This is a genomic window from Clostridium sp. LS3, assembly GCF_055330225.1.
This window is the reverse complement of record NZ_CM143921.1, coordinates 2,505,381-2,521,754: the sequence shown is the minus strand read 5'-3', so window position 1 is coordinate 2,521,754 and position 16,374 is coordinate 2,505,381. Positions and strand designations below refer to the sequence as shown.

General features: G+C 26.4%; 16 protein-coding genes. 13 read left to right on the top strand and 3 right to left on the bottom strand.

Translation table 11 applies throughout. The annotated features are described in order from the left end of the window. The first annotated feature begins 88 nt into the window (after positions 1-88). On the top strand, positions 89-2,023 hold the full coding sequence (locus ACZJV1_RS11840) for a [FeFe] hydrogenase, group A (RefSeq protein WP_463650248.1): 1,935 nt from the start codon (positions 89-91) through the stop codon (positions 2,021-2,023). 94 nt (positions 2,024-2,117) lie between these two features. Here the strand turns inward: ACZJV1_RS11840 and ACZJV1_RS11835 are convergent, their stop codons facing one another. Next, the gene (locus ACZJV1_RS11835; protein ID WP_411168106.1) at positions 2,118-2,405 is read right to left on the bottom strand and encodes a hypothetical protein; all 288 of its coding nucleotides are present in this window, start codon (positions 2,403-2,405) and stop codon (positions 2,118-2,120) included. 297 nt (positions 2,406-2,702) lie between these two features. Here ACZJV1_RS11835 and htpG point away from each other — a divergent pair, with 297 nt between their 5' ends. From htpG to ACZJV1_RS11815, 4 genes are all read left to right on the top strand, one after another. Next, positions 2,703-4,559 carry a molecular chaperone HtpG gene (gene htpG, locus ACZJV1_RS11830; protein WP_463650247.1) on the top strand — a complete coding sequence of 619 codons (1,857 nt, stop codon included), beginning with the start codon at positions 2,703-2,705 and terminating at the stop codon, positions 4,557-4,559. Between the two features lie 183 nt (positions 4,560-4,742). After that, positions 4,743-5,585 carry a pyridoxamine kinase gene (locus tag ACZJV1_RS11825; RefSeq protein WP_463650246.1) on the top strand — a complete coding sequence of 281 codons (843 nt, stop codon included), beginning with the start codon at positions 4,743-4,745 and terminating at the stop codon, positions 5,583-5,585. Continuing rightward, a complete protein-coding gene (locus ACZJV1_RS11820; protein ID WP_411168103.1) occupies positions 5,569-6,087 on the top strand; it encodes a TIGR04002 family protein in 519 nt (172 codons plus the stop codon). Before ACZJV1_RS11825 ends, ACZJV1_RS11820 begins: the two co-directional genes overlap by 17 nt. Positions 6,088-6,114: 27 nt before the next feature. Beyond that, entirely contained in the window at positions 6,115-6,918 is an 804-nt protein-coding gene (locus ACZJV1_RS11815) for an endonuclease/exonuclease/phosphatase family protein (RefSeq protein WP_411168102.1), read from the top strand. Positions 6,919-6,947: 29 nt separating this feature from the next. Here ACZJV1_RS11815 and ACZJV1_RS11810 read toward each other — a convergent pair whose 3' ends face one another. Both ACZJV1_RS11810 and ACZJV1_RS11805 read right to left on the bottom strand, forming a co-directional pair. Next, complete coding sequence (locus ACZJV1_RS11810) at positions 6,948-7,658, bottom strand: ABC transporter ATP-binding protein (protein WP_463650245.1); 711 nt, start codon at positions 7,656-7,658, stop codon at positions 6,948-6,950. A gap of 15 nt (positions 7,659-7,673) precedes the next feature. Continuing rightward, entirely contained in the window at positions 7,674-9,287 is a 1,614-nt protein-coding gene (locus ACZJV1_RS11805; RefSeq protein ID WP_463650244.1) for a putative ABC exporter domain-containing protein, read from the bottom strand. A gap of 191 nt (positions 9,288-9,478) precedes the next feature. Here ACZJV1_RS11805 and lexA point away from each other — a divergent pair, with 191 nt between their 5' ends. The 8 genes from lexA to ACZJV1_RS11765 all read left to right on the top strand — a co-directional run bounded on the left by lexA (position 9,479) and on the right by ACZJV1_RS11765 (position 16,356). Further along, positions 9,479-10,909: a transcriptional repressor LexA gene (gene lexA / locus ACZJV1_RS11800; protein ID WP_463650243.1), complete on the top strand. Its 1,431-nt coding sequence runs from the start codon at positions 9,479-9,481 to the stop codon at positions 10,907-10,909. Between the two features lie 393 nt (positions 10,910-11,302). Continuing rightward, complete coding sequence (locus ACZJV1_RS11795; protein WP_463650242.1) at positions 11,303-11,509, top strand: hypothetical protein; 207 nt, start codon at positions 11,303-11,305, stop codon at positions 11,507-11,509. Between the two features lie 105 nt (positions 11,510-11,614). Then, positions 11,615-11,905, top strand: coding sequence for a DUF3784 domain-containing protein (locus ACZJV1_RS11790; protein WP_463650241.1), 291 nt, complete (start codon positions 11,615-11,617; stop codon positions 11,903-11,905). 34 nt (positions 11,906-11,939) lie between these two features. Next, positions 11,940-12,314: a hypothetical protein gene (locus ACZJV1_RS11785; protein ID WP_463650240.1), complete on the top strand. Its 375-nt coding sequence runs from the start codon at positions 11,940-11,942 to the stop codon at positions 12,312-12,314. A gap of 138 nt (positions 12,315-12,452) precedes the next feature. After that, positions 12,453-13,064 carry a DNA-3-methyladenine glycosylase gene (locus tag ACZJV1_RS11780; protein WP_463650239.1) on the top strand — a complete coding sequence of 204 codons (612 nt, stop codon included), beginning with the start codon at positions 12,453-12,455 and terminating at the stop codon, positions 13,062-13,064. Positions 13,065-13,141: 77 nt separating this feature from the next. Next, entirely contained in the window at positions 13,142-13,522 is a 381-nt protein-coding gene (locus ACZJV1_RS11775) for a hypothetical protein (RefSeq protein ID WP_463650238.1), read from the top strand. A gap of 44 nt (positions 13,523-13,566) precedes the next feature. Beyond that, positions 13,567-14,010 carry a peptide-methionine (R)-S-oxide reductase MsrB gene (msrB, locus tag ACZJV1_RS11770; RefSeq protein WP_460287529.1) on the top strand — a complete coding sequence of 148 codons (444 nt, stop codon included), beginning with the start codon at positions 13,567-13,569 and terminating at the stop codon, positions 14,008-14,010. A gap of 138 nt (positions 14,011-14,148) precedes the next feature. Beyond that, positions 14,149-16,356 carry a stage V sporulation protein D gene (locus ACZJV1_RS11765; RefSeq protein ID WP_460287528.1) on the top strand — a complete coding sequence of 736 codons (2,208 nt, stop codon included), beginning with the start codon at positions 14,149-14,151 and terminating at the stop codon, positions 16,354-16,356. Positions 16,357-16,374 lie beyond the last annotated feature (18 nt).

The window sequence follows — 16,374 nt, the reverse complement described above, 5'->3', positions numbered from 1 at the left end:
TGGTTGTTAAGTTAAATATATTTATATAATATTATTTATATATACGTAAAGAATAGAATTTTAAAATATTATAAATGAGAGGTGTACTATGGGAAATTCTAAGCAAACTATACTACAAAGTACTTTTGGTTCTGTTTTTACAACCTTAGGTGAAGAAGAACTAAAAAGAACTACAGAAAATAAGAAAAACATAATAGCTATTTCAGGAAAAATAAAAAATCCAGGACTAATAGAAGTAGAAGAAGGGATGAGCCTTGAAGAAATAATATCCTTAGCAGGTGGTATGATCAATAATAAGCCTTTTAAATGTGCTCAAATAGGCTTTCCTTTTAGCAATTTTATAAATATAAATCAATTAAGTTTGCCAATCGATTTAAATTCATTTAAGGATAGTGTATATAGAAATATAATAATACTTTCTGAAGAAGATTGTATAATACAATTTTCAAAGTTTTACATAGAATATCTTTTAGGTAAGATAGAAGATCCACTTTTTACTGAATATAATGAGTGTAAAAATGAGATTTTAAGAATTTGGAGAATATTAGATAGAATAAGCAAAGGAAAAGCTAATAGTAGAGATATATACTTATTAAGACAACTAGCTAGTGGAATAAAAAGTACTATAAATCAAAATAGAAATATAATTTTAGAATTAATAGAAAATTTTTATGAGGAAATAGAAGAGCATATAGAAGAGCACAAGTGCTACGCTGGAGAATGTCCACAGCTTACAAAGCTTAGAATAACTGATAAATGTATAGGATGCCATGCATGTACAAGAGTTTGTCCTGTAGATTGTATTTCAGGTGGAATAAAAGAACAACACGAAATTAACAATAATAGATGCACACATTGTGGTCAATGTATAGTGGCATGTCCTGTTAGTGCTATAACTGAAGGAGACAATACATTTAAATTCTTAAGAGATTTAGCAACTCCAAAAAGAATAGTTATAACTCAAATAGCACCAGCAGTTAGAGTTACAATAGGAGAAGCTTTTGGCTTTGAACCAGGAGAAAATTTAGAGAAAAAACTTGTAGAAGCTCTTAAAAGATTAGGAGTAGATTATGTATTTGACACAACATGGGCAGCTGATTTAACTATAATGGAAGAAGCAGCAGAACTTAAAAATCGTTTAGAAAGACACTTTAATGGCGATGATTCTGTTAAGCTACCTTTATTAACTTCTTGTTGTCCAGCTTGGGTAAAGTTTATAGAACAAAATTATCCAGATATGCTAGATGTACCTTCTACAGCTAAATCACCTATGCAGATGTTTGCAACTATAGCAAAAGATATTTGGGCAAAAGAAAAAGGGTTCAAGAGAGACATGATTACTTCTGTAGCTATAATGCCTTGCGTTGCTAAAAAGTATGAAGCATCTAGAGAGGAGTTCTCACGTGGTGATAACTATGATACTGATTATGTAATAACTACAAGGGAACTTATAAAAATATTAAAGGAATCTAATATAGATTTAAGTGATCTTCAAGGTGAAGAATTTGATAACCCTCTATCAGAGTATAGTGGTGCTGGAGTTATTTTTGGAAGAACTGGTGGAGTAATAGAGGCAGCTACAAGAACAGCTTTAGAAAGTATAACAGGCAAGAGAATAGATAACATAGAATTCACTTCCTTAAGAGGATGGGAAGGATTTAGGTCCTGTGAATTAAATGTAGGAGATATAAATCTTAAAATAGGTGTAGCTCATGGACTTAAAGAAGCAGGAAAAATGCTTGATAAAATAAGAGAGGGAGAAGAGTTTTACCATGCAATTGAAATAATGGCTTGCAATGGTGGATGTATAGGTGGAGGTGGTCAACCAAAACCTAAAAAAAGACAAGAGACTATAATTAAAAGAGGAGAAGGATTAAACAAGATAGATAGTTCTCTTAAAATAAGAAGGTCTCATGAAAATGAATCTGTCCTTATGATTTATGAGAAATACTTAGATCATCCTTTAAGTGCAAAAGCTCATGAGTTAATACATACTAAATATTTTCCTAAATTAAAAAGGTAAAAATTAAATATAGTAATAAGAACTAAATATAATAATAAAAACTAAAGGTAGATATATTAAATAACTATATAGCTACCTTTTACGAATTTTAGCTTTACATTAAAATGCTAGTGAATAATGAAATTACTCCAGCTAAAGAAATTGATATTATGTTAGTTTTTACTTTTCTTGAAATAGTAATTTTTCTAGATTCTTTAATATTTTTAAAATTATTATTTTGTATAATTGCTTTAATAAATACTAAGAGTCCTAATGTTATAAGAAATATACTTAATGTAAATACATAGATGAATAAAGGGAATTTCATTTTTTCATTTAGATATAAAGATAATAAAGATACAACTAGAAGCCAAGATACAGTATTTAGGATAAGATTTTTCACAATAATCCCTTCTTTACAAATTAATAAATAAATTATTATATAAATATTATATGAGTTTTAAGAATTATTTCACAATATACTTATAAAATATTGTAAGTCTTTTTGTAATTGATTACAAGGCATGAAAAATACAAATAATGTAGAAAATTAAAGCAATATAAAGTTAAATTTAATAATATAAAAGCTTATTAAGAAAATTATTATAGAAAATGATTTTAGGAGGAAAATGAACTTTAGTAAATATTGACATAAAAATTTATTTTAAATAAAATATTTAGGAAAGAGGAGGGATAATTTATGAATAAGAACAGAGGTAATATTTCAATACACACTGAAAATATTTTTCCAATAATTAAAAAATGGTTATATTCAGACAAAGATATTTTTATAAGAGAGCTTATAAGTAATGGATGCGATGCTATAAGCAAACATAAGAGGTTAGTTTCTTTAGGAGAAGCAAAAGAAGATGAAAATGCAAAATATAAAGTTTTAGTTTCTGTAGATAAAGAAAATAAAACCCTTAAATTCATTGATAATGGAATTGGTATGACTGAAGAGGAAGTTGAAAAGTACATAAATCAAGTTGCCTTTTCAGGAGCAGAAGATTTTATTGAAAAATATAAAGATAAAATGGATGAAGGAAAAGATATAATAGGCCATTTTGGACTTGGATTTTATTCTGCTTTTATGGTTTCAAAAAAAGTTCAAATAGATACTTTATCCTATGTTGAAGGAGCAGAAGCTGTAGCCTGGGTTTGTGATGGAGGAACTGAATATGAAATTTTTCCATCAGAAAATAGAAAAGAAAGAGGTACTACAATAACATTATTTATAGATGATGATAGTACTGAATTCTTAGAAATTAGTAATGTTAGAGAGATAATCAATAAATATTGTTCATTCTTACCAACTGAGATTTATTTAGAAGAAGAAGGCAAAGAAGAGAAAGAAGAAAAGAAACCATTAAATGATACAAATCCATTATGGATGAAATCTCCAAAGGATTGTACTGATGAAGAATATAAGGATTTTTATAAAAAAGTATTCTTAGACTTTAATGATCCTTTATTTTGGATTCATTTAAATGTAGATTATCCATTTAATTTAAAAGGTATACTGTATTTCCCTAAGTTAAAGCATGAGCTAGAAGCAACAGAAGGTCAAGTAAAACTTTACAACAATCAAGTTTTTGTCGCTGATAATATAAAAGAGGTTATTCCAGATTTCTTATTATTATTAAAGGGAGCAATTGATTGTCCAGATTTACCTTTAAACGTATCAAGAAGTTTTCTTCAAAAGGATAAGGATGTTATAAAGATATCTAAGCATATAGTTAAAAAGGTAGCAGACAAATTAGTTGGACTATATAAAAATGAAAGAGAAAGCTTTAATAACTTTTGGAAGGATATTCAAATATTTATTAAGTATGGTTGCTTAAGAGATGAAAGCTTCTATGAAAAAATTAAAGATATAATTATTTTTAGAAGTCTAAATGGAGAGTATATAACATTAAAAGAATACTTAGAAAATAATAAAGATAAGCATGAAAATAAAGTTTTCTATGTAACAGATGAAAAGCAACAATCTCAATATATAAAAATGTTTAAAGAAGCAGATTTAGATGCATTGATTTTAGATTGTTCAATAGATAATCATTTTATAAGCTTCTTAGAAACAAAAGAAATTGGAGTAACTTTTACAAGAATAGACTCTGATATATCAGAAACATTAAAAAATAAAGAAGATGAAGAAAACCTAAAAGAAATAAATTCTAAAATAGAAGAATTATTTAAAGAAGCTGTTTCAAATAAAGTAAATACTATTAAAGTTGAAAACTTAAAAAATTCTGGAACTCCTGCCATGATATTAGTATCAGAACAATCAAGAAGAATGGCTGAAATGAGCAAGATGTTTGGTGGAATGGAAATGCCAAATATGTTTATGGAAGAAAAAACTTTAATAGTAAATAATAATAATTCAATAATTAAAAAATTAGCTTCAGCGGATTATGAATCTAAAAAGGATGATATGCTTTTAATATGTAAGTATGTTTTAGATTTAGCATTGATATCAAATAAAGAACTAAGTGCTGAAGAAATGGATGAGTTTATTAATAGAAGCAATGAATTATTAAGTAAATTAATGAATCTTTAGTTTAAAAAGTAGTTAAGCTTTTAAAAAGTTTAACTACTTTTTATTATATTAAATATAAAAACTAAGTTTTATGCTTTTATTATAAATTGTATATTGTTAATTAGCATTGTATCCATACAATAGACAAAATAAATTTGTTGGATTATTATAAAATAAATAGTTAAAACAAAAGTAGGTGCACTTATGAAGGAAATAAAAAAAGTAGCAACAATAAATGATTTATCAGGAATAGGAAGATGTTCTTTAACAGCAGCAATACCTATATTATCGGCACTAGGGGTACAGTGTTGCCCTTTTCCAACAGCCATTCTTTCTTCTCAAACAGAGTTTGATAATTTTACTTTTTTAGATATAACGAGTGAAATGGAAAGCTATAAAAAGGCTTGGAATCTTTTGAATTTAAACTTTGATTGTATATATAGTGGTTTTTTAGGTTCAGAAGAGCAAATAAATATAGTTTTAGATTTTGCAAGAGAGCATAAAGAATCACTAATTGTTATAGATCCTGTTATGGGTGATAATGGAATAATATACGATACGTATACAGAAAATATGTGTAACAAAATGAAGGAGTTAATATCTATAGCAGATATTGCTACACCTAATCTTACCGAAGCTTGTATATTAACTGGAAATCAATATAATAAGTACAACATGAGTGATGAGAGTATATTAAATATTGCTAAGGATATAAGTAAACTAGGTCCAAGCAAAGTAATTATTACAGGAATTATAAAAGAGAATAGTATTTATAATTTTGCATATAACAAATCAAATAATGAATTTTTTATAGTTAAATCAGAGTTTAATAATGAATCTTATAGTGGTACAGGAGATATTTTTACTTCAGTAGTTATTGGATTATTATTAAATAATCATGACTTTAAGTTTTCTATAGAAAAGGCTACTGAATTTATATATAATGCAATTCAATATACTACTAAATTTAAGACTAACCCTAAAGAAGGAATTATATTTGAACTATTTTTAAAGGAGTTGATTTTAATAAATGAAAACAAATATTAAAACTAAAAATCTAGTATTAACAGCTTTATTTGCAGCATTTATCTGTGTAACAACAGCGTTATTTCATATTCCTACAGGCTTTAATGGGGGATATATTCATCTTGGAGATGCACTTATATATCTAGCAGCAGTTATGTTACCAACTCCATATGCTATGTTAGCGGCTGGATTAGGAGGAGGACTTGCAGATATATTATCTGGAGGAATGGTTTGGGTAATACCAACAATAATAATTAAGCCATTAATGGTTATATTTTTTACTTCTAAAACAGAGAATATATTAGATAAGAGAAATGTATCAGCAGTTTTTATTGCAGGAATAGTAGGATGGTTTGGATACTATTTAGCAGGAGCAGTTATGTCAGGAAATTTTATAGCTCCGCTTACAACTTTCTTTATAGATATAATACAACCAATAGGAAGTGGTATAATATTCTTAGTTGCGAGTTACTCTTTAGATAAAATAAAAATTAGAGAAAGATTAACTATAGAAGCAAAGTAACTTAATTAAAATACGTGAGGTAGAAGTATGAAGGTTATGACCTTTAACTTAAGAACAGATTTTTTATTAGATATAAATAATAGATGGAATGAAAGAAAAGAAGTTGTATATGATATTCTTAATAATAATGAATGGGATATAATAGGTGTACAAGAATTAAATAATAGAATGTTTAAGGATATATCTAAGGAAATAAAAGGATATAATATAGTTGGAAGCCCTAGAAGTGCAAAATACTTTATTGAGAGGAATGATATATTAGTATCTAAGAAACATGAGATATTAGAGCATAATACTTTTTGGCTTTCTGAAAACCCAGATAAAATAGGAAGCTCTATTTGGTATTCTGTTTATCCAAGAATATGCACTACAGCGTTAATAAAACTAGATAATGGCAATATAATTAGAGTGTACAATACTCATTTAGATTTTTTTCTTTCAAAAGCTAGAGAGTATGGATTGAAAAAAATAGGTGAGTATATGGAAAAGCAGTATGAAAGAGATAATTATCCAGCAATTTTAATGGGGGACTTCAATGCAAGCCCTAATAGCAGAGCTATAAAGAATTTTTCAGAAGGGAAATATAATAAAAGAAAGTTTATTGCAGTTCAAGAACATAAAAAAGAAATCTATAATATGACAACCATGAGTAAATTTAAGGGGAATAAAAATGGTGTTCATATAGACTATATATTTGTAACAGAGGAATTTAATATAATTGATACAGAAATTTTAGATTATAATAATAAAGGAAAATATCCTTCAGATCATTATCCTATGGTAGCAACATTAGATATAGTTCATGATAAATATAAAATGGATAATACTTAAAGTTAAGTATTATCCATTTTATATTTTAACTAAGCGTTATCAATAATTTTGAAGAATAGGTTTTCTATATTACCTTCTTCTTCATATTTTTCTTTTAAGTATTCTTTAGTTCCAGAATCCACTATTTTTCCATCTTTCATTAAAATCATAGTATCACTTATTTCTTCCATTGAAGCTAGTATATGAGTACTTACTAATATTGTTTTACCTAATTCTTTTATTTTAGCAAGCATTTCTCTAAATTCTTTTATACCATTAGGATCTAGTCCAACAAAAGGTTCATCTATTAATAGTATATTGGGATTATGAATTAATGCCATTATAATAGAAACCTTCTGTTTCATACCCTTTGATAAATCTTTTGCTAGAGCATCTTTCTTATTTGATAAGTTGAAAACAGACATTAAATCTTCAGCTTTACTTGTCCAATCTTTTATATTATAGGCTAAAGCTATAAATTTAAAATGCTCCCATACTGTTAGTAGGTTATAAAGGTCAGGTGTTTCAGGAATATAAGCTAAGGTCTCACGAATATTTCTGTCTTTAGTAGACTTTCCATCTATTAATACTTCTCCTGAATCCTTTCTTAATAAGGAAAGAATACATTTAAGGGTTGTAGTTTTTCCTGCTCCATTTGGGCCACATAAAATAGCGATTTCTCCAGTATCTAATGAAAAAGATACATTATCTATTGCTTTATTTTTTTTAAAGGATTTAGATAAATTTTTAATTTCTAACATAAGTATCCTCCTAAATTAGTATTCTATATAATCAAAAATCTTATTACATAAAATCATAAGTAATGAGATATAAATTCCTATAACAACTGATAAAACACCAAAGGTTATATATGGATTATTAGTTATACCATAAGTTGCAATGGCTGCAGCAAATGGTATCATTATAAGTATCATTAATACAATAGTTGCAATCATACCAGGACCAGATTCATTATCTTTTGGCATAAGAAGTATAGTTATTAAATTGAACAATTTTACAACTAGGCATAGAGCTAAGGTAATAATATAAATTCCAATACCTAGAATCAAAAATTTAGTATCTAATATAATAGCTGGTATAATCATTAAGCTAACTCTTATAAGTAAAACCAAAAGTTCATCTAAAATTGTTGAAAGAATTTTAAGTATTGGCTTACCAGGAATAAGGTATATATATACATTCTTTAACTCTCTTGAAAGTTCAGAAAAACTAGAAAAAATTAATACAATATAAGAAGTACCTATTGATATAGCTGTAAGTGCAAGAAGTTGTTTTCCATTTAATGTAAAGTATCCACCGGCAATACCAATAGCTATATTTAAAATAAATAATAAGTATCTTTTTACAGGCCTTTGCTTTCTTTTTCTAATTACAGAGGCTTTCCAGTAAAGTGATAATACACCCCATCTTTCTTTGGAATTTCCTTTTAAATTAACATGTTTAATCTCTTTTTCTATTTGAGAATGAACATCTTTTTTGTTGCTTTTTAATTGTTTAATTTTTTCATTTTGTGTAGAAACTTTTTCGGCAATTTCTTCATAATAGTCTACATTAAGAAAAGTAAATAAAGAGCAATTAAATACTATTAAAACAAATAAATAAAATATATCTAAAAAAGGTGGTTTCATTGTTTCTGTAAGAAGTAATGAAATAAAGTTTACAACAGAATATACTATAGGTATTTTATTTAATAAGCTATTAGAAATATATAATAATAAGGCTTTAATATCAAAATCCATTTTCCATAATTTATATAAAAAATATAAAATAATAATACCTGCAATACCTTGTATTATATAAGATATTATTTTTAGTTTTTTAACGGAGCCTGTCTTAACTTTTATTGCAAAAAGTAAATATGATAAGGAAATAAAAAATAAAAATATAAAAAAGAAACCTAAGGCTATAGGTAACAATCCTATTAATGATAAGTTAGTACTAGCTAAAAGCATTAAAATAATAAATAGAATAGTTAAAAAGAAACTAGCTACGCCTTTTATAGCACTTCTAACCATTGAGTAAAATAATATTAATCTATTATTTATCGGTGAAGGAAAAAGATAGCTTATATCTGAAACAGAAAAATTACTTGGAGAGTAATCATTGAGATAATAAGCTATAACAAATAACATTGTTATAAGAGTTATTAGTGCTACTGCACCTAGAGAGATTTGTTGCATTTCAGCACTTATAGATATTTTAGAATTGTTTTTAAAGGCTGAAATTATAAGAGATGAAAAACAAATTCCAAAGAAAATGATTATTGAAAAAAGCTTTTTCAAAAATAACAATGGGTTATAAAAAATTTGTAAAAAGAAATTTTTTATTTTTAAAAAGTCTAAATAAATTAAAACTCCTAAGTCTTTCATTTAAAATACCTCCAATATTAGTCTGCTATATTATACCAAAAAGCATAGATTAATACAATTAATCTATGTATATACAAATTATAAAAAATTAATAATAAGGATTTTAATCTCTGCTGTTTGACATAAATTGCACCAGAATATATTATAAAATAAAGAATACATAAGATAGAAAGCTAAGGTGGTGAAATTTAATGGAACTTTCAAAGGTTCAAAATAGATTTATAAAGCAAAAAACTTCAGGATATCAGCTTTTAAAAGGTAAAGAAGGAACAGGAAAAAGCACAGCTTCAATATATAAAGCAATAAACTTAGAGAATAATTACTGTATTTATGAAGAGGATAAAATATTATTTATAACTTCAGATTATAATAAAACATCAAAAGCTATAAATCTTTATAAAAAAGAAAGTAATGAAAATTATTTTTACTCACTATTTTCTTTAGAAAAGGAAAGAGTAAGTATTTTAACTATAGAAGAACTTATAAATACATATTCTAAAGCTTATAGAAGAGAAAAAGGACTAGCGTTAAAAGTAATAAATAAAGATAAATCAATGGAGTTATTAAGAACATTAAAAAATAGTATTGATATATTTTCTAAAAAATCTAAATTTATTTCTAAAGCTTCAAATAACTTTATAATGGATGAAATACTTTGGATTAAAGCATCTAATTTTTCTAGAGAATATTATAATGATGTAGATAGAAAAGGTAGAGCAGGTAGGATAAAGAAAAATTCATATACAAGAAATGCTTTATATTCAATTAAAGATTTATATAATGAAAAATTAATAAATGAAGGTATTATGGACGAGTATGATCATACTTTATTTGCTGTCTCTTATATTAAGCTTCATGGAGGGGTATACAGTCATATAATTTTAGATGATAGTGAAGTTCTAACAAAAGGAGAAATAGACTTTGTAAGAAGTATTTATAAAAATAAAGCACATTCATCATTTATATTTATAGTAAATAGTGAATTACATAATAAAGAAAATTCTTGGATTATAAAAGGAAGAAAATTAAATACATTAGGAATAGATTTCAAGGGGAGAAGCTTTAATTTTAAAACAAGGTATGAAGATAAAAAGAAAATAGAGCTTAATACAATAGAAAATTATAAATATATTAACCTTAAAAATAAATCTATAGTAAATTTTAATATAGATACAGCAGCTCCGCAAAAAGAAATTTTTATAGATGAGAAAAGCTTTTATGATGAAGATGAATTACAAGATATTCCTATGTTTAATAATATAGCAGCTGGAACACCTATTGAAATGAATGATAATATTGAGGGAAGTTTCTATATACCAAGGCAATGGCTTGAAAGAGGTAAGGATACCTTTATATTAAGAGTAAAAGGTGATTCAATGGTAGAAAAAAATATATGTGATGGTGATTTAGTGGTAGTTAAAAAGCAAGAAACTGCAAATCATAATGATATAGTTGCAGCCAGTTTAGACGGAGAAGCTACGCTAAAAACTTTAAATTTAAATAAAGAAATACCTATGTTAATGCCTGCAAACTCTATGTATGCACCTATTGAAATAGAGGGGAAAGATATTAGTATTTTAGGGGTTGCAATAGGAGTTATAAAACAGGAGATAAGCCTTTAGCTTATCTCCTGTTTTGTAATATGCAAAATCTATATTATATTCTTTTAGTGTTTCTTTAAGTTTTAAATAATCATTAAAGCTTTTACCAAATTTCCTCTAAGTAAGTTATGAGGATTTTTTTATATTATACTTATTTTTTATTTTTATAACTTCATCTATTTAATTGATAGTTTATGTCTTCAGGAGTATCTATAAGCATATTTAAATCATATAAATAAAGTGAACAACCTGTTCTTTTATAAGTATCCCTTTTTATAAAATTATACATGTAGTAATGGTTTGTATAAATATTTCCTATAAAATAAAAATAATTAACATAATAATAAATTATGATGAATAAATATTATATTAGTAAAATCAATTAAATAATATTTAAAAATAGGAGTATTTAAGATGAATTTAGAAATAATGAATAATCAAAAAAGAAAGATATTAGATAATATTAATTATGCAAAGGAATCTAATATAAATAAGGTATCGGCTATACTTATGTGTAGTGATGAAGAAATACAAAAAGAGTTATTATCTTGGTTAGTTATTGAAGGATATAAAGTTTCATTAATTAAGGATGAAGTAAATGTTTTGACAATAGAATGGTAAAATATATCCAATAACAACATTGACAATATGATTAAAAATGTTATAATTAACCATATAAAGTAAAAGTTATAACTTTTATAGTCATATCTAATATAGAGGTGCTATATGGGACCAGTAATAATGATTTCAGTTATATGCATAATTTTTATAATAATTGGATTAGCAATTAGTAAGTATAAATGTTATTGGCTAATATCTGGTTATAATATGGAATCTAAAGAGAAAAAGGCAAAAATAGACATTGAACAAGGTGCAAAGCATATGGCAAGAATGTTGTATCTTATAGCAATAGTATTATTTTTAGGAGTTATAAGTTCAGAATATTTCAAGATTTCCATGATACCATTTATTTTTATTTATTGTATTTGGATATTTAATATATATTCAAAAGTTTGATCATAATAAAAAAAGTAAAGCAGAAATAATTGTAATGGTAGTTATAGGTTTTATAGTATTTTCAATTTTAATTATTACATTTTCATTTGGAAATGAACCAAATGATATTATAGTTAAAGAAGAAGTTATAATTATAGATGGAAGTTATGGAACTACTATAAAAAGAGAAGACATAGAATCAATAGAGCTTGTAGAAGATATACCTAAAATTCATATAAAAAATAATGGATATAGCTCTGGTGGTGCCGTAAAGAAAGGAGATTTTACCTTGGAAAATGGTGAAAGGGTAAAGCTCTATCTTCAAAGTAGGAATGGTCCTTATATAAAAGTATCTACAATAAATTATGACATATATATAAATTATAAAAATATAAATTTAACTAAAGATTCATTTAATAATTTAAAATAGCAAGGACAAAAGAGCTTTTATGGGCTCTTTTGTCTTTTTTAGGGTAAAATTATAAAAATAAAAATTAAGGGTTCTTAGAATAAATATAATGATATAATAGATAATAATCTTATAGAGTTTTAATATGGAGATAAGTAGATGATTATAGAAAAAGAATTTTATAATAAGGGAGCTATTGAAGTAGCGAAAAATCTTTTAGGAGAATATTTAATTAGGGAAGTAAATGGAATAAAGATAAAGTCTAAAATAGTAGAAACTGAAGCTTACATAGGTGCTATAGATAAGGCTTGTCATGCATATAATTATAAAAGAACAGAGAGAACAAAACCGCTTTATGAAGAAGGTGGAACATCTTATGTTTATTTTATTTATGGATTATATCATTGTTTTAATATTGTAACTAACATACAAGAAGAGCCAGAAGCTGTACTAATAAGAGCTGTAGAGCCAATTGATAATTTAGATTATATATCAAAGATTAGGTTTAATAAAAATTATGAAGAATTAACAAGAGCTCAAAAAAGAAATTTAACTAATGGACCATCTAAATTATGTATAGCTTTAAATATTAATAAAGATGATAATTGTAAAAAATTATACTTGAAGAAAGATTTATATTTAGAATATAATAATTATAAAAATTTTGATATAGTAGAAACAAAAAGGGTTGGAATAGATTATTCAGAAGAAGCACGAGATTTTCTTTGGCGATTTTATATTAAAGATAACCCATATGTTTCTATAAAATAATTCTAAAGTTTGGATATGAATATTTATAAGAAATAGGACAAAACTATTAGTGATTATAATGTAAGGAGGAAACTTTCATGAAGTTAAAAAAATTTTTACTAGTAGTTTGTTCAATAATAATATTTACAGGAGTTTTAGTTGGTGCTAATCCAGAAAAAGGTATGACACCTAAAAGTCCAGTTGTTATAGGTGAAGTATTAGAGGTTCAAAAGGATACAGCTGGAAAGTCTATAAGAATTACTGTAGAAGGATATATTAAGAGTAAAGAAGTAAATAAAATAACAGTTGTTGGAATAATTAATGAGGATACAAAAGTTATGAACTCTTCTAATGATAAAAAAGAAGATATAGTTATTGAAAAAGGAGATTTAGTTTATATGAGAGTAAGTGAAGCAATGACTAAGTCTATGCCACCTCAAACAGTTGTTAAAAGAATATTTATTACTAAGAATAAATAGAAATTTTTATTAAATGCCTTTATAATATAAATGGAGGATGAAATATGAATAAAGTAGATAAAGAGGAATTAAAGAATAGATTAACAGAAATGCAATACAAAGTTACACAAGAAAATGGTACCGAACCACCTTTTTTTAATGAGTACAACAATCATTTTGAAGAAGGGATTTATGTAGATATAGTTTCATTAAAACCTTTATTTATTTCAACTGATAAGTTTAATTCAGGTTGTGGATGGCCTGCTTTTTCAAAACCAATAGACAGAAATTTAATTAAAGAAAAAATAGATAAAAGTCATGAAATGATTAGAACTGAAGTAAGAAGCACAGGCTCAGATTCACATTTAGGACATGTATTTTGTGATGGTCCAGAAGAATTAGGTGGACTTAGGTACTGTATTAATTCGGCAGCATTAAAGTTTATACCTAAAAATGAGATGAAAGAAAATGGCTATGAAGAATATTTAGATTTATTCAAAAGTAAATAAGTAAAGGTGGAAATCCACTTTTACTTTTTATTTAGTTAAATATAGAGGAAATAATTTACATAATAAAAGCGTTTTTGATATAATTAATAGGACAACCTATCATTAGCAAATTCTAAAATAGTACCACGGGGGAGAAGAATGAACAGGAAAAATAAAAGTACTAAGGTAAGAAGTGATAAGTTTAAAAAAAGTCATTCTAGAGAAAGAGCTTTTTTTAGTAGTATAAGTATTTGTATAGTATTGTTACTTTTAATAATAAGACTAACATATATAATGATATATAAAAATAAAGAGTATAAACATATGGCACAAGGACAGTGGAATTCACAAGTAACAGTAGAAGCTGATAGAGGTGATATAAAAGATAGAAATGGATCAATACTTGCAACTTCAATAGATGTATATAGAGTTGACTTAGATTTAGAAGCTATAGGCATACATATAGAAGATGAAAAGACAACAGTTGATGAAGTGGCTAAAAGTTTATCTGATGCATCAGGAGTTCCTATTGAAGAAGTTAAGAAAAAGTTAAATCCTGTTAATGAAAATGGAGTACAAGTAAGAACTAGTACATTAGTAACGGGAATTGAAAAAGAAGTAGCAGATAGAATTAAGGCTTTAAATATATATGGAGTAGTAATATCTATTAATCCAAAGAGGTATTATCCTAACAATAATTTTTTATCTCATGTTTTAGGTGGTGTTAATTCTGATAATACTGGACTAAATGGAGTAGAATTGCAATACAATACTGAATTAAGAGGAATTGCAGGGTATAAAATTGCAGAGATAGATGGAACTTTAAAAGAACTTCCATATCAAACTGTAAAGTATACAAGTCCAATTAACGGTAAGGATGTTATGTTAACTATAGATGACTCTATTCAGTTAATAGCAGAAAAGGTAGCTCAAAAAGGGTTTCAAGATAATAAGGCAAAGGAAGTTTCTATTATTGTTATGAATCCTAATAATGGTGAAATATTAGCAATGGTAAATAAACCTGATTTTAATCCAAATAATCCATATGAGGAATATGAAAAATTCAGTGGAGAAAATGATTCTGAAAAACTTGAAAATATGTTTAGAAATAGTGCTATAAGTAATACCTTTGAGCCAGGATCAACATTTAAGAATATAACTATGGCTGCAGCTATAGAAGAAGGTGTAGTTAATGAAAGTGATACATTTTATTGTAGTGGAGGATTAAAATTTGGCTCAACAACTATAAAGTGCTGGAACACATCAGGACATGGAGCTCAAACTCTTCCACAAATATTACAAAACTCTTGTAATGTAGGCTTTATGGAAGTTGGAGCAAGATTAGGGAGTGCAAAATTAAAAGAATATATAGATAAGTTTGGCTTTGGAAAATTAACTAAAATTGACTTGCCAGGTGAATCAGAAGGGATTATTAAATCTGTAAGTGATATGAGTGAAATGGATTTAGCTACTATTTCATTTGGGCAAACAAACACTGTAAGTAGTATCCAACTTATGAAGGCATTTAATGCTATAGCAAATGGTGGAAAACTAATTCAACCTCATATTATGAAAGAAATTACACATTATGCTGAGAATGGAACTACGGTAATAGATGAACAATTTAAGCCAACTATAGAAGAAGGTATAGTATCTGAACAAACAACAGCGGTATTAAGAGATTATCTAGAAAGAACTATAAACCAAGGACAACCAATAGGAGCCTTTATGGGAAAAGAAAGAAGAGTTGGGGGAAAAACTGGAACAGCTCAGAAAGTTGATCCTGTATTAGGAGGATATTCTTCAGATAAATATATAGCATCTGTAGTTGCATTATATCCAGTTGAAAATCCTCAAGTTACAATATTTATAAAGGTTGAAGATCCAAGTGCAGGGCAATATTATGGAGGACCAGTAACAACTCCACTTCTAAAATCTTTATTGGGAGAAATGTTTACTTATATGGACTCACAAGTATATGCTGAAAGATATTTAGAAAAGTCTAAAGTGGTTGTTCCTGAAATAAGAGGTAAATCTATTGATGAAGCGAAAAGGATACTAGAAGATAGTAGTTTAAATATAAAAATAGAAGGAAATGGTTCAAAGGTAGTAAATATGGATCCTTATCCAGGATCATTAGTTGAAGAAAGATCAACTATAAGTATAAATCTACAGAATTCAAAAAGTGACGCTAATAAGCTTATAATGCCAGATTTAAAAGGGAAAACATTAGAAGAGGCGGTTTCTATTTTAAATAAGCTTGGAATAGCTTATAAATCTAATGGTGATGGAGTTATAGCTAGTCAAGATATCATTCCAGGAAAGCTAATTGAAAAGGGAACTAAAGTAAAGTTAGATTTGAAATAAATTAGATAGTAGGAGATA

Bases quoted from the DNA above. Each gene is read 5' to 3' on its own strand.
- ACZJV1_RS11840 (WP_463650248.1), top strand. From the start codon at position 89: ATGGGAAATTCTAAGCAAACTATACTACAAAGTACTTTTGGTTCTGTT.
- htpG (WP_463650247.1), top strand. From the start codon at position 2,703: ATGAATAAGAACAGAGGTAATATTTCAATACACACTGAAAATATTTTT.
- ACZJV1_RS11825 (WP_463650246.1), top strand. From the start codon at position 4,743: ATGAAGGAAATAAAAAAAGTAGCAACAATAAATGATTTATCAGGAATA.
- ACZJV1_RS11820 (WP_411168103.1), top strand. From the start codon at position 5,569: ATGAAAACAAATATTAAAACTAAAAATCTAGTATTAACAGCTTTATTT.
- ACZJV1_RS11815 (WP_411168102.1), top strand. From the start codon at position 6,115: ATGAAGGTTATGACCTTTAACTTAAGAACAGATTTTTTATTAGATATA.
- ACZJV1_RS11810 (WP_463650245.1), bottom strand. From the start codon at position 7,658: ATGTTAGAAATTAAAAATTTATCTAAATCCTTTAAAAAAAATAAAGCA.
- ACZJV1_RS11805 (WP_463650244.1), bottom strand. From the start codon at position 9,287: ATGAAAGACTTAGGAGTTTTAATTTATTTAGACTTTTTAAAAATAAAA.
- lexA (WP_463650243.1), top strand. From the start codon at position 9,479: ATGGAACTTTCAAAGGTTCAAAATAGATTTATAAAGCAAAAAACTTCA.
- ACZJV1_RS11795 (WP_463650242.1), top strand. From the start codon at position 11,303: ATGAATTTAGAAATAATGAATAATCAAAAAAGAAAGATATTAGATAAT.
- ACZJV1_RS11790 (WP_463650241.1), top strand. From the start codon at position 11,615: ATGGGACCAGTAATAATGATTTCAGTTATATGCATAATTTTTATAATA.
- ACZJV1_RS11785 (WP_463650240.1), top strand. From the start codon at position 11,940: ATGGTAGTTATAGGTTTTATAGTATTTTCAATTTTAATTATTACATTT.
- ACZJV1_RS11780 (WP_463650239.1), top strand. From the start codon at position 12,453: ATGATTATAGAAAAAGAATTTTATAATAAGGGAGCTATTGAAGTAGCG.
- ACZJV1_RS11775 (WP_463650238.1), top strand. From the start codon at position 13,142: ATGAAGTTAAAAAAATTTTTACTAGTAGTTTGTTCAATAATAATATTT.
- msrB (WP_460287529.1), top strand. From the start codon at position 13,567: ATGAATAAAGTAGATAAAGAGGAATTAAAGAATAGATTAACAGAAATG.
- ACZJV1_RS11765 (WP_460287528.1), top strand. From the start codon at position 14,149: ATGAACAGGAAAAATAAAAGTACTAAGGTAAGAAGTGATAAGTTTAAA.